Below are 19,244 nucleotides of genomic sequence, written 5' to 3'. Positions count from 1 at the left end.
CCGGCACCGCTGGCCGGTCCCGCCACCCGGGCGGGCGACGGGACCGGCCGGCGGATGTCACTGGTCGCCGAGCGCCTCGACCACCGGCCGGGCCAGCGCCCGGCGGGCCGGCAGCACCGAGGCCGCCAGGGCGGCCACCACGGCGACCCCGAGGATCAGCCCGAGCTGCCCCAGCGGCAGCACCACGGCGAAGTCCCCGCTGATCCGGGCCAGCAGGGCCATCGCGGCCGCGCTGACGCCGGTGCCGAGGCCCACCCCGAGCAGCGCGCCGACCAGCGCCATCAACACCGCCTCGACGGCCAGCACGGCCCGCATCCGGCCCCGGGTCAGGCCCACCGCCCGCAGCACGGCGTTCTCCCGGGTCCGCTCCACGACCGACAGGCTCAGCGTGTTCGCCACCCCGACCAGCGCGATCACCACGGCCAGGCCGAGCAGCGCGGTGACGAACGCGAGCAGCATGTCGACCGTGCTGGTGAGCATCTTCTTGTACGCCCCCTGGTCCATCAGGTTGGCCGTCGGGTAGCGGGCGACCACCGCCTCGATGGCGGCCCGGGCCTGGTCGGCGGTGACGCCGTCGGCGGGGTCGATCTCGGCCAGGTAACCCCGCTCGGCGGGGAAGAGCGCGGTGAAGTCGGCGTCCACCACGTCGATCACGTGACCGGCCGGAACGGAGCTGCCGGCCAGGACCGGCCCGTCGTCGGTGACGACCGCGGCCACCCGGAACGACCGGCCCCGCACGGTGACGGTGGAGTCGGTCGCCCAGCCCCGCGCCTCCGCCAACTCCCGGTGCACCAGCACCGACCCGGGCGCGAGCCGGTCGACGTCGCCCGCCACGACCCCGGTCAGCGTCCGGCCGACCAGGGCGGGATGGGCGGCCCGGACCTCGACGTCGGCGGTGACGGCGCTGCGCTGCTCGTGCACCACCGCCAGCTCGGGCCGGGCGCGCAGCTCGCCGACGAGCGGCGCGGGCAGGTCGCCGCCGATCCCGGTGACCAGCCAGTCGACCCCGATCTCGGCGTCCACGCTGCGCTCGATGCCGTCCTTGGTGCTGCGCGCGCCCACCACGAACGCCGACACCAGCCCGATGCCGATGACCAGGGCGGTCGCGGTCGCCGCGATGCGGCGCGGGTTGCGCACGGCGTTGGCCACGGCCAGGCCGGCGGTGGCGCCGAACAGCTTCCGGGCCGGCCAGCCCAGCACCCGCACCAGCGCCGGGACGAGCACCGGCCCGAACAGCACGATGCCGAAGAAGGTCAGCACCCCGCCGAGCGCCACCAGCACCACCTGGACCGCGGACGCGGCCGCCACCAGCGCGGCGATGCCGGCGACGAAGACCAGCGCACCGACGGCGAGCCGGAGCCGGCCGGCACCGCGGGCGGGCTGGACCGCCGCGTCGGTGAGCGCGGCGACCGGCGGCACCCGGGTGCCCCGCCACGCGGGCAGCAGGGCGGCGCCGACCGTGATCGCGGTGCCCAGCAGCAGGCTGAGCAGCACGGTCGGGGCGGTGAGGGTGAGCCCGCCGGAGACCGGCACGTCCAGCCGCGTCATGAGCTGGTTCATGCCGCCGGCCAGGGCGACGCCCAGCAGCACGCCGGCCGCGGAGGCGACGGCCCCGATCACGGCGGACTCCAGCAGCGCCGCCCGGAACAGCTGCCCCCGGGTCGCGCCGACGAGCCGCAGCAGCGCCGTGCGCCGGGTCCGCTGGGCGAGCACGATGGCGAAGGTGTTGGCGATGACGAACCCGGCGACCACCACCGCGACCCCGGCGAAGGTCAGCAGCACCATGTTGAACTGCCGCAGGTCGCGGACCGCGTCCTCGACCGCGTCGTCGAGGATGCGCTGGCGCGTCTTGACGGTCGCGCCGGCTCCGGCCGCCTCGGCGGCCCGGTCGGCCAGCGCCGCATCGGTCACGCCCGGGTCGGCGGCCACCATGATCCGGTCGTAGCCCCGCTGCCCGGTCACGGCCATGGCGTCCGCACCGACCAGACCGATGAACGGGCCGCCGACGTCGCGGGGGGTGCCGGCCACGTCGACCGTGCCGACCAGGGTGTACGGGCGGGCCTCTCCCCCGCTGCCGCCGACGCGTACCGGCCCGCCGAGGGTGAAGCCCTCCTCGGCCACGGTGGGCGCGTCCAGCACCACCTCGCCGGGGCGGTCGGGCAGCCGCCCGGCCACCACGTCGTACGAGCGCAGCGCCGGGTCGACGGGGACCGCCGCGAGGACGGCGTAGCCGAGCACGGGGCGGTCGTCGGCGCCGACGATCCCGCCGGAGCCGAGCAGTTCCCCCTCGGCGGCGGCGACCCCGTCGAGCGTGCGCACCCGGTCGACCAGCGCGGTCGGCAGCGGGTCCTTGGTGGCGGAGTAGACGGCGAGGTCGGTGTGCCGGTCGAACGTCCCGGCCCGGTCGTACGCTCCCGCGCGCATTCCGTCGACGAAGATCAGCGTGCCGGCGATGAAGGCGACGCCGAGCACGATGGCCAGCGAGGAGAGCAGCAGGCGCAGCGCCTCGGCGCGGAGCTGGCGCAGGGTCAGCCGGATCACCGGGCCACCGCCTCGCGGCCGGCGGCCGGCACGCGCGCCGAGTCGAGGCCGGCGAGGGTGTCGAGCACCCGCTCGGCGGTCGGCGCGGTGAGGTCCCGCACCGGCCGGCCGTCAGCCAGGAAGAGCACCCGGTCGGCGTGCGCGGCGGCCGTCGGGTCGTGGGTGACCATGATCACGGTCTGGCCGAGGGTGTCGACGGCCTCGCGGAGCAGGCGCAGCACCTCCGCGCCGGAGCGCGAGTCCAGGTTGCCGGTCGGCTCGTCGGCGAAGATCACCCACGGCTTGGTGATCAGCGCCCGGGCGACCGCCACCCGCTGCTGCTGCCCGCCGGAGAGCTCTGCCGGCCGGTGACCGAGCCGGTCGGCGAGCCCCACCGCGGCGACGACCTGGCGCAACCAGGCCCGCTCCGGCCGGCGGCCGGCGATCGCCAGCGGCAGCACGATGTTCTCCTCGGCGGTCAGCGCCGGCAGCAGGTTGAACTTCTGGAACACGAAGCCGACCCGGTCGCGGCGCAGCAGGGTGAGCCGCTTGTCGTCGAGCCGGGAGAGATCGGCGTCGCCGATGCGTACGCTGCCCGCGGTGGGACGGTCCAGGCCGGCGAGGCAGTGCATCAGGGTGGACTTGCCGGAGCCGGACGGGCCCATGATGGCGGTGAACCGGCCGGCGGCGAAGTCGACGTCGACGCCGTCGAGGGCGACGACGGCGGCCTGGCCGGCCCCGTACCGCTTGGACAGGCCGCGGGCGGAGACCGCGACGCCGGCGGTGGCGTGCGCGGGAGGTGCGACGGACACGTGGAGCTCCCCGTGGAGATCGTGACTGGGACGTCTCCGACGCTATGGGCGCGGCGGCCCGCGGGCGTCCACCCACGCGCTCGACCCCGCTGCGACCCTGGGCGGCCCCGACGGGGCGGACCCGTACGACCTGGGTCGTACGCCGACTCAGCCGCCCGGGGTGACCAGGCCGCTCTCGTACGCCAGCACCACCGCCTGCACCCGGTCGCGGAGCTGGAGCTTGGCCAGGATCCGCCCGACGTGCGTCTTCACGGTCGCCTCGGCGACGTGCACCCGGGCGGCGATCTCGGCGTTGGAGAGCCCCTGCGCCACCAGCAGCAGGATCTCCCGTTCCCGCTCGGTGAGCTGGGCGAGGCGCGGGTCCTCGGCCGGGCCCGGGCCGAGCCTGCCGGCGAAGCGGTCGAGCAGCCGGCGGGTGATGGACGGGGCGACCACGGAGTCGCCCTGGGCGACCACCCGGATGGCGGCGAGCAGCTCCTCCGGCGGGACGTTCTTGAGCAGGAAGCCGCTGGCGCCGGCCTGGAGCGCGGCGAAGGCGTCCGCCTCGGTGTCGAAGGTGGTGAGCACGAGCACCCGGGGCGAACCGGCAGGACGGTCCCGGCAGATCCGGCGCGTCGCCTCCACCCCGTCCATGGTCGGCATCCGGACGTCCATCACCACCACGTCGGCCTCGACCCGGGCCAGCACCCGCAGCGCGTCGGCGCCGTCGATCGCCTCGCCGACGACCTCCAGGTCGGGCTGGGAGTCCAGCACCATCCGGAAGCCGGCGCGGACCAGCGCCTGGTCGTCCACGATCACCACGCGGACCGTCATGCCGCCACCACCTCCGTCGTCCCGGACGTCGACGGTAGCGGCAGCCGCGCCTCGACCTGCCAGCCCCCGGCCAGCCGCGGACCGGCGGTGAGGCTGCCGTCGTACACGCTCACCCGCTCGCGCATGCCGACCAGGCCGTGCCCGCCGGACGGGGCCGGGCTGACCGGGGGGCGGCCGCGCCCGTCGTCGAGCACCCGGACCACCACGGCGTCGCGGGCATGGTCGAGGATGACCTCGACGCCGGCACCGACCCCGGCGTGCTTGAGCGCGTTGGTCAGCCCCTCCTGCACCACCCGGTAGAGGGTCAGCTCCAGGCCGGCCGGCAGCGGCACGGGCTCCCCGGTGACCGTGTGGCGTACCCGCAGGCCGGCGGCGCGGAACCGGTCGAGCAGGGCGGGCAGCTCGGTCAGCGCCAGCCGGCGGTGCTCCGGGTCGGCGACCAGCCCCGCGCCGCCGGGCTCGGCCGCCGCGCCCGGGTCGGCCGCCGCGTCGGGCGGGCTCGGCTCCCGCAGTACGCCGACCAGCCGGCGCATCTCCTCCAGCGCCTGGCGCCCGGTGTCGGCGACCACCTTCACCGCGTTCCTGGCGGTCTCCGGGTCGCGGTCGAGCATGAACCGCGCCCCGTCGGCCTGCACGATCATGACCGCCATGCTGTGCGCCACCACGTCGTGCAGCTCCCGGGCGATGCGGGTGCGCTCCCCGGCGACGGCGGCGCGCGCCTCCGCCTCGCGTTCCCGCTCCAGGGTGGCGGCCCGCTCCTCGAGGCTGAGCACGTAGAGCCGGCGGGTCCGCACGTTGAGCGCGACCAGCCAGACCGCCCCGGTGACCAGCCCGATATAGATCGCGGTCGCCCACCAGGCGACGGTGCTCTCGGTCTGGATGGCGGCGAGGACCACCCCGACGGCGGCGGTGATCCCGGCGAGGATGCCGTCGCGGAGCCGGTCGGCGTACTTCACGACGCTGTAGAGGGCGACCAGCACCGCGACGTCGAAGGCCAGTGGGCCCCAGCCGGCGAACACCTGGACCAGCGCGAGCACCGCCACGACGGCGGCGACCGCCGACGGGTGGGACCGGCGGAACAGCAGCGCCACCGCCATCGCGGCGCCGACGAGGGCGGCCTGCCACCCACCGGGCTGGTTCACCAGGCCGGCGAGGCCGAAGAGCACCACCAGGCCGGCGACGAAGACGTCGAAGGCGACGCTGCGCAGCGGGCGGCCGAAGATCGTGCGGTTCACGGTCACCCAGCGTACGTGCCGCTGCCGCCCGCGGGTCACCGCGCGCCCGGCGGGACCACCCAGCCGCGTCAGGGGGCCAGCACGTCGCGCATCCGGTCGATCTCGACGGCCTGCTCGGTGGCGACGGAGTTGGCGAACTCCGACAGGGTGAGGTCGGCGCCGACCTTGAGCAGGTCGGTGGCCATCTGGACCGCGCCCTGGTGGTGCTCGGTCATCATCCTGACGAAGAGCCGGTCGAACTCGGCGCCCCGGGCCGCCGCGAGCTGGCGCATCGCCTCGGGCGACTGCATGCCCCGCATCGTCCCGTGGTCGTGCCCCGGCACGTCCGGGGAGAGCCCGCGGGTCTGCAGCCAGCCCCGCATCATGCCGATCTCCGGGCCCTGGCTGGCCCGGATCCGCTCGGCGAGGGCGCGTAGATCCGGGTCGGCGACGCGGTCCGGGGCCAGCGCGGCCATCTCCAGGGCCTGGGCGTGGTGCGGGATCATCATCCGGACGAACCAGACGTCCATGGAGTTGTGCCGGGACGTGGGGGCGGCGTCGCGCAGTTCCTCGGCGGGACGGACCGCGGCGGTCTCCCCCGGTCGGCCCGGCACGATCACGGCGGGCCTGGCCGGGTCGACGGGCGCCGACGCCGAGGCGGGGGCGGCAACCGGCTGCGCGGAGGGCGCGGTCGAGTCGTCGCCGGACCGGGACAGGACGACGGCCACCACCGACACCACGAACACGGATGTGACGACGGCCAGGATCCGTGCGCGTCGGTTGGTCATGGGCCACTCCCCCGCTAGAGGTCACGGCGATCGTATCCATTGACGGAGACACCAACATGTGACCCAAGTCACATCGACGCACCTCATCGGACGGTAAGGTGTCGACAATCGTCACCCCCTTGCGAAGGGCCTCGCCGATGATCACACTTCGCACGCCGCGGGCCCGGCGGCTCACCACCGTGAGCCTGGCCGCGGCCGGCCTCCTCCTCGCCAGCGTCGCCACCGCCCCACCGGGGAATGCCGGGGTCGCGGCACCCTCCGGCACGGTGGACACCACCTACACCATCCCCGGCGTCGACGAGATCGTCAGCAGCCCCAACCTTCGGCAGGTCGCCAACCTGCCGAAGCAGGCCCCGCTGGACGCCACGAACAGCGACCTCGCCTTCCAGGGCCGCTACGCCTTCGCCGGCAACTACAACGGGTTCGTCGTCTACGACATCTCCCGGCCGACCGCGCCGACGGTCGTGTCGCAGGTCTACTGCCCCGGATCGCAGAACGACATCTCCGTCCACGGCGACCTGCTCTTCCTCTCCACCGACGCGCCCCGCAGCGACGACTCCTGCAACAGCACCGGATCGTCGGCGACGGTCAAGGAGTCCTGGGAGGGCATCAAGATCTTCGACATCAGCGACAAGGCCAACCCGCGTTACATCAAGGCGGTCGAGACGGCCTGCGGCTCGCACACGCACACCCTCGTGCCGGGCACGGACCGCAAGACGGTCTACCTGTACGTCTCGTCGTACAGCCCGCGGGCGGAGTTCCCGGACTGCCAGCCGCCGCACGACTCCATCTCCATCGTCAAGGTGCCGCTGAAGAAGCCCACCGACGCGGCGGTCGTGGCCACGCCGAACCTCTTCCCGGACGGCGGCTACGAGGGCCGCCCGGGCGGGTCGGCGACCACCGGCTGCCACGACATCACCGCGTACCCGGAGAAGAACCTGGCCGCCGGCGCCTGCATGGGTGACGGCATCCTGATGGACATCTCGGACCGGGAGGCTCCGCGGGTCATCAACCAGGTCCGCGACACGGTCAACTTCGCGTTCTGGCACTCGGCCACGTTCAACAACTCCGGCACCAAGGTGATCTTCACCGACGAGCTGGGCGGCGGCGGCGCGGCCACCTGCAACGAGGCCATCGGTCCCAACCGGGGCGCCGACGCCATCTACGACATCACCGGTAGCGGCGACGCCCGGACGATGATCTTCCGCAGCTACTTCAAGATCCCCCGGCCCAACGCCGACACCGAGACCTGCGTGGCACACAACGGCTCGCTGATCCCGGTGCTCGGGCGCGACATCATGGTCCAGGCGTGGTACCAGGGCGGCATCTCGGTCTTCGACTTCACCGACTCGGCCAACCCGCAGGAGATCGCGTTCTGGGAGCGGGGCCCGCTGTCGACCGAGCGGCTGACCGGCGGGGGTTCCTGGTCCGCGTACTACTACAACGGCTACATCTACTCCAACGACATGCAGAAGGGCTTCGACGTCCTGAAGCTGACCGACTGGCGGACCTGGACGGCGAACCTCGTCCGGTACCGCGAGCTGAACGTGCAGACCCAGCCCAGCTACCTGGGCTGGTAGTCGCACAGCGCGCCGACGGGCCCGGCCCCCACCTCGGGGGCCGGGCCCGCCCGCGTTCCGGGTGCAGCCAGTTCCCTCGCCGGGGACGTGCGGAAGCTCAGCTCACCGGGAGCTGGTAACGCCGCTCACCGCCGCCGGTCGCGGTGGTCAGCCGGACCTCGCCGCTGCGCAGGCCGTACGTCACCGACCAGCGGGTGTGCGACTGGCGGACGTCGTTGAGGATCTCGAACGCCGCCGGGGCGTCCGCCGTGCCGCCCGTCCGGCCGAGGGCCGCGGCGATCACGCCGTAGCGGTGGTCGGCCCGGCGACGCTGCTCGTCCACCCCGACGACCGGCACGTTGGTCAGCGCCCGCCAGTCGCCCCGACCCTTCTCGACCGACATCTTCCCGTTGACGAACTCGACCACGGCCGACGCCCCGGTCGCGTCGGCGAGCAGGTAGTGCAGCGGCGGCCCGTCGGTGAAGTCGAGGTTGTAGCGCCCGAACACGGCCACCGCCTCGTCCACCGTGGCCGCATGGTCGAGCACCAGACGCTGGATGCGAACCGACCCGACGGTGGCCTTGCCCGGGTCGGCGACGGCCCGCGCGCCGTCGTCGGCGGCCAGCCCGATTGCCAGCCCCCGCTCGTTCATCCCGTCGAAGGGCAGCAGCGGCGCGTTGAGCAGCCGCCGGTCGCCGGTCGGGTCGGGGCCCACCCCGAGGTAGGACATGTCCACCACGGAGATCGAGGCGTACCCGTCCGGAGGATCGGTGCGCAGCACCAGCGCCGGGTTGGCGTCCCAGTCGAAGTTGCGGGCGAACAACGGCCGGGCCGGGTCGCCGGTGGCGGCGAAGAGGGAGCAGCCGAACGCCTTCGCCGGGCGCGCGTCGGTGCCGACCGTCGCGTCGTACGCCCCGACGTAGGTCATCTCGTACATCGGAAGGTCGTTGACCTTCCGCAGGCTGGCCAGGGTCTTCTCGACCTCGCCCGGCTCCTGCCGGGAGGCGCTGGGCGTGCCGGCGAGCGTCGGTGCTCCCGGCGACGCCGGCGGACCGGGCTCCGCGCTGGAACAGGCGGTCACGGCGAGCAGCAGGGCGACACCGGCGCCCAGGAGAGTCCTCCGCATATCCTCTGGACGCTAGGGCAGGAATCGAGGGTTGTCCACCGCCCGATCGGTCGCCCCGGCGCGGCACCGGCGACCCGGACGGTCAGCCGGCGGGAATCCGGTCGAGCTGCTCCCGGATCGCCTCGTCGGTCAGTGCCGGGCGGCCGCCCGGGTGGCCGACGGTGGCGCCGGCGGCCGCCACGGCGTGACGGGCGACCCGGTCGCGGGGCTCGCCGCGCAGCAGACCGACGGTCAGCGCGGCGACGAACGCGTCCCCGGCGCCGGTGCTGTCCACCGTGGGTGTCCGGCTCAGCGGCAGGAACAGCTCGCCGTCCGGCCAGACGAACGCGTTGCCCTCCCCCGCCACCTCGATCGCCAGCAGGGACGGGCCGCGCCGCAGCAGCTTGCGCCCGGCGGCGAGCCCACCCTCGGCGTCCCGCGGCGCGTCGCCGGTGATCAGCTCGACCTCCTGCGCGTCGGCCCGCAGCACGTCGGCGAGGGCGAGCAACTCGTCGGCGTCGGCCGGGTCGGTCGGGGCGCCGTCGAGCACGATCAGCCGGCCGGCCTCCCGGGCGGTCCGGGCCGCGACCAGGGCGGCCCGCGCCGGCTGTTGCAGCTGCACCAGGACGGCCCGCGCGGCGCGCAGCGCGTCGGCCGCCCCGGCCACGTCCTCGGGGGTGAGCAGGGTGGCCCCAGGCAGGTCCTCCAGGTAGCGCCAGTGGGCCTCCGCGTCGACCACGTCGACGACGAGCCCGGTGGGGCTGCCCGGCCGGCGCAGCACCCGCGCGACGTCGATCCCGTCGGCCCGCGCCTGCGCCAGCAGCCGCTCCCCCACCTCGTCGTCGCCGACCACGGCGAGCAGCCCGACCGACGCGCCGAGCTGGGCGAGCCCGACGGCCTGGTTGGCCCCCTTGCCGCCGAGCAACTCGCGTCGGCGCCGCACGAGGGCGTTGCCGCCGGCCTCCGGTACCTCGTCGACCAGCAGCACGAGGTCCCGCGCCACCTGCCCGACCACCACCACGTCCAGTTCCGTCATGGCTCGGGTTCTACCCCGGGCCGGGCGGCGCAGTCCTCGGCTCGCGCCCGCCCGGCCCGACCGTCGGTGCCGTGGCCCCGGAGGGGCCTTGTGGACGGTCCGACGCACCCCTGCGCTTCGCATTCGGCAAGGGCCACGAGGGCCGACGGCCGTGTACGTGGCTGCACCTGTTCCGTCAACCCGGCAGCGGGGCCTCGTCACCCCGGTTACGGCGCGGGCCGACCAGCCGGCGCACCATCGGCGCGGCGTTCCACTTCGCCGCGCCCACCAGGTCCCGGGCGTGCTCCAGCACCGTGTAGTCGGGCCGGGCCCGGCCGGCCGCGAGCGCCCGGTCGAGATCGTTGCCGCAGCGGGTGAGCACGCTGTCGAAGTCGCGGCGGACCGGTTCCAGCAGGTGGTAGCCGAACGACCGGTGCAGTCGGGCGAAGAGCGGCTTGTACAGCCGGGCCCGCTCGTGCAGGCCGGACGAGTACGACATCGGGTTCTTCGGCCGGCGCCGGACGTAGTCGGGCAGCAGGTCGGCGAAGGCCCGCCGGACGATCCACTTCTCCTGCCCCTCGCGCATCTTCAGCCCGATCGGCAGCCGCATCGCCAGCTCCACCACGCTCAGGTCGAGGAACGGCACGCGGGCCTCCACCCCGTACCCCATGCTGGCCCGGTCGACACGCTGCAACTCCGTACGGCAGAGGTTGCGGATCTTGTGCAGGAAGAGCCGGCGGGACGCCTCGGGGTCGACCTCGTGGTACATCGGGTAGCCGCCGAACAGCTCGTCCGAGCCGTCCCCGGTCAGCACCACCTTCACGCCCAGCTCGCGCAGCCGGCGGAAGAGCGGCACGGAGACCACCGCGTTGATGATGTCGCCGTACTCGGTCAGCTCCGAGATCCGGATGGCCTCCCGGACGTCGGCCAGCCGGATGTCGCGCGGGCGCAGCTCGACCACCTCGTGCGGCACCTCCAGGTCCCGCGCCAACCGCCGCGCGTACGCCACGTCGGGGCTGTCCGTCACCCCGACGGTGACCGCGACGCAGTCGGGGTGCATCTCGCGCACGTGCAGCAGGGCCAGCGAGCTGTCCAGCCCGCCGGAGAGCACCACCCCGACGGTGAGGTCGGTGTCCACCCGCGTCCGGATGCTGTCGGTGAGGGCGGCACGGACGAGCAGGGCGGCCTCGTCCGGGTCGTCCACCACCGACAGCCCGTCGCCGAGGGTGAGCAGGTCGACGTACGCGCGCAGCCGGACCTGCCCGTCGGGCTCGGCCCAGCCGTGGTGCCCGGGCGGCACCTCGCCGATCGGGACGCCGTGCCCGACCAGCGCCTTGACCTCGCTGGCGACGTGCAGGCAGCCGGGCGTCCGGGCCCAGTACAGGGGCTTCACGCCGAGCGGGTCCCGGACCAGCCAGGCGCGGCCCGTGGCCCGTTCCACGACGGCGAAGGCGTACTCGCCGCGCAGCCGGGTGACCATGCCCTCGCCCCACTGCAGGAACGCGGCGAGCACGACCTCGGTGTCGCTGGCGCTGCGGAAGCGGTGCCCGAGCCGGACCAGCTCCGCGCGCAGCTCGTGGTGGTTGAAGACCTCGCCGTTGTAGCAGAGCAGCCACCGCTCGTCGACGGAGGTCCACGGCTGCACGGCGCGCTCCCGGTCCACCACCTTCAACCGTCGGGTGCCGGCGAGCAGGCCGTTCTCGTAGCGGGCCTCGGTGACCTCGCCGCGGGGGGCGAGGGTGGCGAGCATCCGCCGGAAGATCGCCGGGTCGGCCTCGGGGCCGAGGCTCAACGCGATGCCGCACATCGACTCAGACCCCCATCTCGGCTTCGTACGCCCGGCGCAGCCGCCGGCCGCTGGCGGGCGCGAGGCAGAGGTGCCACGCCTGCCCCTCGTCGACCACGTTGACCTCGCCGGCCCGCTGCCGGGCCAGCAGCAGCTCGGCGAGGGTGTCCCGGACGCCGAAGCGGCCGAACCACGCCAGCTCGACGTCGACCGCCCAGCCCAGGCAGTGGCCGCTGGGGACCATGGCGGCGTACCCGAGGCGGCGCAGCCGGTGCTGGTGCTCGGCGCTGCGGACCAGGCTGGTCACCCACAGCGGCGGGGTGGCGGGCGGGGTGTTGGCGGCGAACTCCCGCCCGATGTCGTTGAGCAGCGCCACGACCTCCCGGCGGGCCCGCCGGAAGCGCAGCCCGGCGGTGCGCGGCGTGGCGTCGGGCCGCAGCCGGCGCCGGGCCGCCCGCATCCCGCGTCCAAACAGCGTCTTCGGCTGCTCGATGTAGCAGAACCGGAGCAGGTCGCGGCGGCGCAGCCACTCCAGGTCGACCAGGTCGGGGCTGGCGTCGACCTGGGCGTCGGTGAGGAAGGCCGGCGCGTCGCGCCACCACATCACGTCGACGCGGGAGAGCAGGTAGATGCGGACCAGTGCGGTGAGGTCGGCGGCGGAGCTGCGCGGGTTGGGCTGGTAGCGGGCCATCTCCAGCAGCAGCGTCTCGCGGGCGCCGACGAGCCCCTGGGGGGTGGCGTCGAGCACCGCGGCGATCGCGGGCTCGCGCAGCCGGTCGTCGATCAGCACCTGCCGCGCCGCCGTGCAGGACGCCCCGGCCAGGGCGCCCACCTCGACCAGCAGGTCGGCGACGGCCGCCCGGTAGGCGTCGAGGTCCGGCGTGGCGGGGCGGGGCGGCGTACCGGGCACCCGCCGGCGGGCGCGGGCTGCGGGTGTGACGGAGGGCCCGGGCTGCTGCCCCGGACTTCGGCTGGGCACTCGCATGGTCGGGTCCTCTCTCCCGTCACGACATCACTGTGTGCATCGCCCTACGCACAACGTAACCAGGCGCGACGGGATAAGTACGAACAATCCTCTTATCTCCTCCTAAGGGCCAGCTCCGGGGCGTGGGCGGGCACGAACGGCTACGGCCGGGACGCGCCGCTCAACCGCTGCACCTCGGCGTACGAGGGCGGTTCCCGGTCCGGCGCGGCGCCGGACCGGACGGCGTCCAGGACGTCCAGGGCGGCGCCGAGCGCGGCCCGGAACAGCAGCGAGCCCGTGCTCACCCGGGCCACGCCGATCGCCCGCAGCTCGTCGAGGGTGGGCCCGCCCGGGCGGTACAGCACGTTCAGCGGCAGGTCGATCCCCGCGACGAGGGCGCCGATGGTGTCGGCGTCCGGCGACGCCGGCACGAAGATCCCGTCGGCGCCGGCATCCGCGTAGGCCCTGGCCCGGGCCAGGGTCGCCGGCAGCGGGTCGGGCATCCCCAGCCACCACGTGTCGGTGCGGGCGTTGACGAACAGGGCCGGCGCCGCGGCCTTGACGGCGGCCACCTTGGCCGCGGTCAGCGCCGGCGGGTCGAGGGTGCCGTCGGCCCGGCCGTCCTCGATGTTGATCCCGACCACCCCGAGGGCGGCCAGCTCGGCCGCCAGGTCGGCGACGGCCGCCGGGTCGTCGGCGCAGCCCGCCTCCATGTCGACGCTCAGCAGCACCGGAAGGCCGCGCAGCGCCCGGGCCAGCCGGAGGTTCTCCGCCCGGGTGGCCGCCGCCGCGTCCGGCAGCCCGGCGGCGGCGGCCACCCCGAGGCTCGTGGTGCCGACCGCCGGGTGTCCGCGCGCGGCGAACGCGGCGGCGCTGGCGTGGTCCCAGGCGTTGGGCAGCAGCAGCGGCCGGTCGGCGTGGTGCAGGGCGTGGAAGGCGGCACAGCGCTCGTTCATCGGGGTGCCGGGTGCGGGCGGGATGACGAGGTCGTCGACAGTCACCCCACGACGGTAGGACCGAAAGCATTCGGCGCCCGCCGAAACGTCGGCCACCCGGCGCGCGGTGCCACGCCTCCGGGCCGAGCGGCCAGGAGCCTGCTCCGACCGACGCCGGGGCCGCGCGCCCGGTGGCGGCCGGATCGCGGCCGGATCGCGGCCGGATCGCGGCCGGATCGCGGATGCCCTGGCCCGCCTCTGCTCAGCAGGCCCAAGGACACGCCGCGGATCGTGGCGGCCGGCTGACGCAAGGCGGGACGAACACGCAACGTGGCGGCCCGAGCCAACCGGCCACCGCTACCTCACGCCCTTTGCTCTGCACCCGCGGCCGCGCCAGCTACGGAAAGTCAACGAAGCTTGCCCGCTCAACCAGCACCGGACCAATGGATCGCCAGGTCAGTCCTGTGGTGCGTGGATGGGTGCAGAGCAAAGGGGCCAGGGTGAACCGGGCGACTGGATCGCCGACCGCCACAGAGAGTGACATCCCTGATCCGTCACCGTCGGTAAGGAGATTGGCGGCGGACTTGCCCGCCGTCGGTCTCAGGGGTCGAATCCGAAGGCGCCGCCGGACGGGGCGGGGCATCGGCGGGACGCCGACCAATGGGCACGGACCCCTGGGGCCGCACGTTCCGGGGTTCAGCGCGAGTCGGGTCAGGCGCGAGTCGGGTCAGGCGCGAGTCGGGTCAGGCGCGGCCGCCGCCGGTATCCGGTGCGGCGGCGGGCGCGAGGTCGGCCGGGGCGAGGCCGAGCGCGGCGGCCAGCGCGGGACCGCCGGCCGCGGTAAGCCGGACGGCCCGGCCGCCGCCTCGGGTGAGCCAGCCCGCGTCGAGGAACCGGGTGCACAGCGCGGCGCCCAGCGCGCCGGCCAGATGCGGGCGGCGTTCGGTCCAGTCCAGGCAGTCGCGCAACAGGGGGCGGCGGGCGGACCGCAGCGGCGCGACCGGCACCCCGAGCCCGTCCAGCCAGCCCAGCCCGGCCGGGGTCAGCGCCAGGCCGTCGGCGCCGTCGAGCAGCCCGCGGTCGAGCATCGTGTCGCGCAGCAGCACGCCGAGGCGGCCGGCGAGGTGGTCGTAGCAGGTGCGGGCGTACGCCAGGGCGGCGTCGGCGCGGGCGGCGCGCAGCGAGCGGACGGGCTGGGGCCGCGCCGGCGCGTGGCCGGCCAGGTCCTCGATCAGTTGGGCCACCGAGGGACCGGCGAGCCGGACGTAACGGTGCCGCCCCTGCCGCTCTTGGACCAGCAGCCCGCCGCTGACGAGGCGGGTGAGGTGATCGCTGACGGTGGAGGGCGCCACCCCGGCGAGCCGGGCCAGCTCGCCGGCCGCCCACGCCCGGCCGTCGAGCAGGGCCAGGCAGATGCGGGCCCGGGTGTCGTCGGCGAGCAGGGCGGCGAGCCGGGCCAGGGTCGGGCCGTCCGTGGCGGTGGTGGTCACGGAACCATGCTGGCACGGGCACGTTCCGGTGCCCACCGAAGTGTCGCCTTCCGCCTTTACAACGTTGTATCCAACGTTGTAGAAACGGACCCAGTGATCCAGGTCGACTTCTCCCCCACCCGAGGTAGGTCTGATGGGACATCTCCGCCGCGCCGGCGCGCTCGTCGCCGTCATCGGTCTGGCCCTGGCCGGAACGGCGTCCGCGCCGGCCGCCGCCGCGCCCGACCCCCGTTACCGCAACCCGGTCTCGGCCGGGTTCGCCGACACCTTCGCCGACCCGGTGGTCGTCCGTGGTGAGGACGGTTTCTGGTACGCGTACGGCACCACCGACCCGTTGCGCGAGGGCGAGGGGACCTTCCACCGGGTGCCCACCGCCCGCTCCGCCGACCTGGTCGACTGGACGTACGTCGGGGACGCCTTCGGCGCCGACCAGCGCCCGGTGTACGCGGCGCCCGGCGCCGGCTTCTGGGCCCCCGACGTGCGCCGGGTCGACGACCGCTGGGTCATGTACGTGACCGTCACCGACACCACCGTCTCCCCCGACGGCGGCGACTTCGCCGTCGGCGCGGCCACCGCGCCCACCCCGACCGGCCCGTGGACCTTCGCCGACGAGCCCGTGGTCGCGCCCCGCCCCGGCGGTGGCGGCGGCTGGCTGTGGACCATCGACCCGAGCCAGTTCACCGACGTCGACGGCCGGCACTACCTCTACTACGGCAGCTACTACGGCGGCATCTCGGTCACCGAACTTTCCCCCGACGGGCTGCGCGCCGTCGGCGCGCCGACGCCGGTCGCCATCGACAACAAGTTCGAGGGCAGCTACGTGCTGCGCCGCGACGGCTGGTACTACCTGTTCGCCTCCACCGCCAACTGCTGTGCCGGCCCGGCCACCGGCTACTCCGTCCACGTCGGCCGGTCGCGCAGCCCGCGCGGCCCGTTTGTCGACCGCGACGGCATCCCGCTGACCGCCTCCCGGGCCGGCGGCACCCCCGTGCTCGCCCAGAACGGCAACCGCTGGATCGGCACCGGTCACAACGGATTCCTGACCGACCTGTCCGGCCAGGACTGGATCGTCTACCACGCCATCGACCGGGCCGACCCGTACCTGGACGAGCCGTTCGGCATCAACGAGCGGCCGATGCTGCTGGACCGCCTCGACTGGATCGACGGCTGGCCGACCGTGAACGCCGGCGCCGGCCCGTCGGAGGGCGCCCGGCCCGCGCCGGTCACCACCGGCCGGGTGGACGAACGCTTCGACGCCGGCCTCGCCGGCTGGCGCGGCACCGCCGGGGACTGGCGGGTCTCCGGCGGCCGGCTCACCGGCAGCGGCACGCTGGCCGGCCGTACGTCCGTCGGCGGGGACCTGCGCGCGGAGGCCGACCTGCGGCCCGCCGCCACCGGGGCGGCCGGGCTGACCCTCGGCGCCCGTGTCGCGGTGCGGGTGGACACCGCCGCCGGCAGGCTGGTCGCCCGGGACGGCGCCCGCACCGCGAGCGCACCGCTGCCCGCCGGCTTCGACGCGGCGGCCGGGCACAACCTCGCCGTCGAGGTACGCGGCCGGCAGCTCACGGCCGAGCTGAGCCCGGCCCGGCTCGGGGACCAGGTGGCGGCGCTGTCGCTGCGGCTGGACGGGCCGGTCGTCGGCCGGATCGCGCTGACCGCCACCGGCGGGGACGCCGGGTTCGACAACGTCAGCGTCGCCCGGCTGCACCGGCCGGTGCGGCACGCCGCGCCCGAGCCCCGGGCCGGCGGCCTGCTGCCGGCGTTCTCCGACGAGTTCACCGACGGGCTCGACCCGGCGTGGCGGTGGGTCCGGCCGGACCCGGCGGCCACCGTGTCCGGCGGTGCGCTGCGCTGGCCCGTGCAGGGCGCCGACCTGACCGGCACCGGCAACAGCGCCGGCGTGCTGCTGCGCGACGCGCCGACGGGCGACTACGTGGTGGAGACGAAGGTGACGCTCGACCTCGGCGAGGAGACCGTGCGCAACTACCAGCAGGCCGGCCTGGTCGCCTACGTCGACGACGACCGCTTCGCCCGGTTGGCGCAGGTCGCCATCTGGAACACCCGCCAGGTCGAGTACGGCTACGAACTGCCCTTCGCCGGCCGGCCGGTCTACGGCGGCAACATCGTCGGCACCCCGGCGACCACCACCTGGCTGCGGCTGGCGCACCGGGTCGACCCGGCCACCGGCGAGCACGAGTTCCGGGCCGGCTCCAGCCGGGACGGGCGGAACTGGACGTGGGGCGGGGTGTGGACCTTCCCGGCCGACACCGCCCCGCGGATCGGGCTGGTCGCCCACGGCGGCGCCGATCCGGCGCTCACCGCGCAGTTCGACTACCTGCGCTTCCACCGCTGAGCGGATCGGACCCCCTGCCGTCGAGGGGCGGCAGGGGGTCCGCCGGTCAGAGCCGCCAGGCTGGCGGGCGGCCGGTCAGAGCCAGCCGTTGTCCCGGGCCGTCCGCGCCGCCTCCGCCCGGCTCGTCGCACCGAGCTTCTGCACCGCCGCGGCGAGGTAGTTGCGGACCGTGCCGCTGGACAGGTGGGCCCGGCGGGCGACCACCGCTACCGGGGCGCCGTCCTCGGCCAGCCGCAGCGTGTCCAGCTCGCGCGGGGTCAGCGGGCACGGCGGGATGGTCAACGCGTCGGCGGCCAGCGCCGGGTCGACGTACCGGCCGCCGGCGTGCACCCGCCGGATCACGTCGGCGAGCGCCCCGCCGGGCGCGCCCTTGGGCAGGAACCCGCGGGCCCCGGCGGTGAGCGCGCGGGCCAGGTGTGCCGGCCGACCCTGGCCGGTGAGGATCACCACCGCGCAGGACGGCAGCACCCGGGCCAGCTCGGCGGCGACCTGGAAGCCGTCGGGGCCGGGCATCGCCAGGTCGACGACGGCCACGTCGGGGCGGTGCGCCAGGGCGGCGGTCACGGCGGCCCCGCCGTCGGCCGCCTGCGCCACCACCGTCAGGTCCTCCTCCAGGTCGAGCAGGGCGGCGAGGGCGGCCCGGATCAGCTCCTCGTCGTCGGCGAGCAGGACCCGGATCATGACGCCGTCGGGACGGTCGCCTCGACGGTGAAGACGCCGTCCTCCCGGTGCGTGCGCAGTTCCCCGCCGGCGGTGGCCAGCCGCTCGGCCAGCCCGCGCAGGCCGTGGCTGTGCCGGTCGGGCGCGCCGGCCGCGCCCGCGCCGTCGTTGGTCACCGTCATCCGCGCCACGTCCGCCTCCTGGTCGATCTCGATCCGGCACCAGCCGGCCCGGCTGTGCCGCAGCACGTTGGTGCCGGCCTCTCGCAGCACCGCCGCGAGCTGGGCGGCCGCCTCCGCCGGCAGCTCGCCGGCGGGCGGCACCACGGTGCACCGCACCCCGGAGGAGCGCAGCACCTGCCCGACTGCGGCGACCTGCTCGGCGAGGTCGACACGGCGGTAGCCGTGCACCGTGCGGCGCAGCTCGGTCAGTGCGGTGGCGGCCAGCCGCTGCGCCTCGGCCGCCTCCCGGCCGGCCCGCTCCGCGTCGGTGGCCGCGAGCCGGGCGGCGAGTTCGGCCTTCAGCGCGATGACGGTGAGGTGGTGCCCGAGCAGGTCGTGCACGTCGCCGGCGAAGCGCAGCCGCTCCTGCGCCGCCGCGAGGCTCGCCTGGGCGACCTGCCCTCGGTCGGCCTGCACCAGCAGCTCCCAGAACCACACCTGGAATCCGTTCACCGCGGCGATGCCGAGGCCGACGCCGCCGCTGATCGCCAGGGACCGACCCACGGGCGTCCCGGTCGCCGTCGCCACCGCCGCGGCGACCGGCAGGGTGGCGGCCGCCACGGGAACCACCATCCGCAACCGGGCGACCAGCGGCACCGCGCCGACGACCGCCGCGCCCAGCCAGGCCCAGGTGGGCCACGCTCCGGCGGCGACCGGCGCCACCAGCGGGACGCTCAGCACCGCCACGGCGGCGAACGCCACGCGGCACCGGCGGCGGACCCGGTCCGCCACGTCCGGTGTCACGGTCGCGTACAGGGCCACGGCCAGCACCGCGGCGACCGCGGCGAGCCCGACCGCACCGAGCGCCACCCGCAGGCCCGACGGCTCCCGGGCCAGCCCGATCGCGGGCAGGAACAGGCCGGAGGCCACCCCGGTGGCGAGGGACACCAGCGCACCGGTCCGGGCCCGGCGCAGGCGCCGGTCCGGTCCGGACACCGTCGGGTCGAACGCCACGGTCCGAATGGTAGGGCGTGGCGGCGGCCCACCGCCGTACGCGGGATGCACGGAT

General features: G+C 75.4%; 15 protein-coding genes. 2 read left to right on the top strand and 13 right to left on the bottom strand.

Annotated features, from left to right (window positions below):
- Positions 1-57: 57 nt before the first annotated feature.
- From ACZ6Q9_RS29775 to ACZ6Q9_RS29755, 5 genes are all read right to left on the bottom strand, one after another.
- Positions 58-2,541, bottom strand: coding sequence for an ABC transporter permease (locus tag ACZ6Q9_RS29775; protein ID WP_396830445.1), 2,484 nt, complete (start codon positions 2,539-2,541; stop codon positions 58-60).
- Positions 2,538-3,332 carry an ABC transporter ATP-binding protein gene (locus ACZ6Q9_RS29770; protein WP_350707619.1) on the bottom strand — a complete coding sequence of 265 codons (795 nt, stop codon included), beginning with the start codon at positions 3,330-3,332 and terminating at the stop codon, positions 2,538-2,540. Before ACZ6Q9_RS29770 ends, ACZ6Q9_RS29775 begins: the two co-directional genes overlap by 4 nt.
- 147 nt (positions 3,333-3,479) lie before the next feature.
- Positions 3,480-4,145 carry a response regulator gene (locus ACZ6Q9_RS29765; protein WP_393266112.1) on the bottom strand — a complete coding sequence of 222 codons (666 nt, stop codon included), beginning with the start codon at positions 4,143-4,145 and terminating at the stop codon, positions 3,480-3,482.
- A complete protein-coding gene (locus ACZ6Q9_RS29760; protein WP_396830447.1) occupies positions 4,142-5,386 on the bottom strand; it encodes a sensor histidine kinase in 1,245 nt (414 codons plus the stop codon). Before ACZ6Q9_RS29760 ends, ACZ6Q9_RS29765 begins: the two co-directional genes overlap by 4 nt.
- A gap of 62 nt (positions 5,387-5,448) precedes the next feature.
- Entirely contained in the window at positions 5,449-6,147 is a 699-nt protein-coding gene (locus tag ACZ6Q9_RS29755) for a DUF305 domain-containing protein (RefSeq protein ID WP_393266117.1), read from the bottom strand.
- Between the two features lie 137 nt (positions 6,148-6,284).
- Here ACZ6Q9_RS29755 and ACZ6Q9_RS29750 point away from each other — a divergent pair, with 137 nt between their 5' ends.
- Complete coding sequence (locus ACZ6Q9_RS29750) at positions 6,285-7,727, top strand: LVIVD repeat-containing protein (RefSeq protein WP_393266119.1); 1,443 nt, start codon at positions 6,285-6,287, stop codon at positions 7,725-7,727.
- A gap of 97 nt (positions 7,728-7,824) precedes the next feature.
- Here the strand turns inward: ACZ6Q9_RS29750 and ACZ6Q9_RS29745 are convergent, their stop codons facing one another.
- From ACZ6Q9_RS29745 to ACZ6Q9_RS29720, 6 genes are all read right to left on the bottom strand, one after another.
- Positions 7,825-8,832 carry a linear amide C-N hydrolase gene (locus tag ACZ6Q9_RS29745; protein WP_396830449.1) on the bottom strand — a complete coding sequence of 336 codons (1,008 nt, stop codon included), beginning with the start codon at positions 8,830-8,832 and terminating at the stop codon, positions 7,825-7,827.
- A gap of 82 nt (positions 8,833-8,914) precedes the next feature.
- The gene (locus ACZ6Q9_RS29740; protein WP_396830451.1) at positions 8,915-9,847 is read right to left on the bottom strand and encodes a PfkB family carbohydrate kinase; all 933 of its coding nucleotides are present in this window, start codon (positions 9,845-9,847) and stop codon (positions 8,915-8,917) included.
- A gap of 175 nt (positions 9,848-10,022) precedes the next feature.
- The gene (locus ACZ6Q9_RS29735; protein ID WP_393448837.1) at positions 10,023-11,633 is read right to left on the bottom strand and encodes an asparagine synthetase B family protein; all 1,611 of its coding nucleotides are present in this window, start codon (positions 11,631-11,633) and stop codon (positions 10,023-10,025) included.
- 4 nt (positions 11,634-11,637) lie between these two features.
- Positions 11,638-12,597 (bottom strand): DUF5715 family protein, encoded by a 960-nt coding sequence (locus ACZ6Q9_RS29730; RefSeq protein WP_393448834.1) that lies wholly within the window; start codon positions 12,595-12,597, stop codon positions 11,638-11,640.
- Between the two features lie 140 nt (positions 12,598-12,737).
- A complete protein-coding gene (locus ACZ6Q9_RS29725; protein ID WP_396830453.1) occupies positions 12,738-13,577 on the bottom strand; it encodes an isocitrate lyase/phosphoenolpyruvate mutase family protein in 840 nt (279 codons plus the stop codon).
- 677 nt (positions 13,578-14,254) lie between these two features.
- Positions 14,255-15,001 (bottom strand): ArsR/SmtB family transcription factor, encoded by a 747-nt coding sequence (locus tag ACZ6Q9_RS29720; RefSeq protein ID WP_393266136.1) that lies wholly within the window; start codon positions 14,999-15,001, stop codon positions 14,255-14,257.
- A gap of 133 nt (positions 15,002-15,134) precedes the next feature.
- Between ACZ6Q9_RS29720 and ACZ6Q9_RS29715 the strand changes: the two genes are divergently transcribed.
- Complete coding sequence (locus ACZ6Q9_RS29715) at positions 15,135-17,354, top strand: glycoside hydrolase family 43 protein (protein WP_396830455.1); 2,220 nt, start codon at positions 15,135-15,137, stop codon at positions 17,352-17,354.
- 75 nt (positions 17,355-17,429) lie between these two features.
- Here ACZ6Q9_RS29715 and ACZ6Q9_RS29710 read toward each other — a convergent pair whose 3' ends face one another.
- Together ACZ6Q9_RS29710 and ACZ6Q9_RS29705 are read right to left on the bottom strand one after the other, a co-directional pair.
- Positions 17,430-18,035, bottom strand: coding sequence for a response regulator transcription factor (locus tag ACZ6Q9_RS29710; protein WP_350681505.1), 606 nt, complete (start codon positions 18,033-18,035; stop codon positions 17,430-17,432).
- Positions 18,032-19,189, bottom strand: coding sequence for a sensor histidine kinase (locus tag ACZ6Q9_RS29705; RefSeq protein WP_393266140.1), 1,158 nt, complete (start codon positions 19,187-19,189; stop codon positions 18,032-18,034). Before ACZ6Q9_RS29705 ends, ACZ6Q9_RS29710 begins: the two co-directional genes overlap by 4 nt.
- Positions 19,190-19,244: the final 55 nt, after the last annotated feature.

It is taken from the genome of Micromonospora sp. NPDC049139 (assembly GCF_055586845.1).
This window is presented reverse-complemented; position numbering and strand designations above follow the sequence as displayed.

Coding starts and splice junctions, on each gene's coding strand:
- ACZ6Q9_RS29745 (WP_396830449.1), bottom strand. CDS start 8,832: ATGCGGAGGACTCTCCTGGGCGCCGGTGTCGCCCTGCTGCTCGCCGTG.
- ACZ6Q9_RS29715 (WP_396830455.1), top strand. CDS start 15,135: ATGGGACATCTCCGCCGCGCCGGCGCGCTCGTCGCCGTCATCGGTCTG.
- ACZ6Q9_RS29765 (WP_393266112.1), bottom strand. CDS start 4,145: ATGACGGTCCGCGTGGTGATCGTGGACGACCAGGCGCTGGTCCGCGCC.
- ACZ6Q9_RS29755 (WP_393266117.1), bottom strand. CDS start 6,147: ATGACCAACCGACGCGCACGGATCCTGGCCGTCGTCACATCCGTGTTC.
- ACZ6Q9_RS29710 (WP_350681505.1), bottom strand. CDS start 18,035: ATGATCCGGGTCCTGCTCGCCGACGACGAGGAGCTGATCCGGGCCGCC.
- ACZ6Q9_RS29750 (WP_393266119.1), top strand. CDS start 6,285: ATGATCACACTTCGCACGCCGCGGGCCCGGCGGCTCACCACCGTGAGC.
- ACZ6Q9_RS29740 (WP_396830451.1), bottom strand. CDS start 9,847: ATGACGGAACTGGACGTGGTGGTGGTCGGGCAGGTGGCGCGGGACCTC.
- ACZ6Q9_RS29735 (WP_393448837.1), bottom strand. CDS start 11,633: ATGTGCGGCATCGCGTTGAGCCTCGGCCCCGAGGCCGACCCGGCGATC.
- ACZ6Q9_RS29730 (WP_393448834.1), bottom strand. CDS start 12,597: ATGCGAGTGCCCAGCCGAAGTCCGGGGCAGCAGCCCGGGCCCTCCGTC.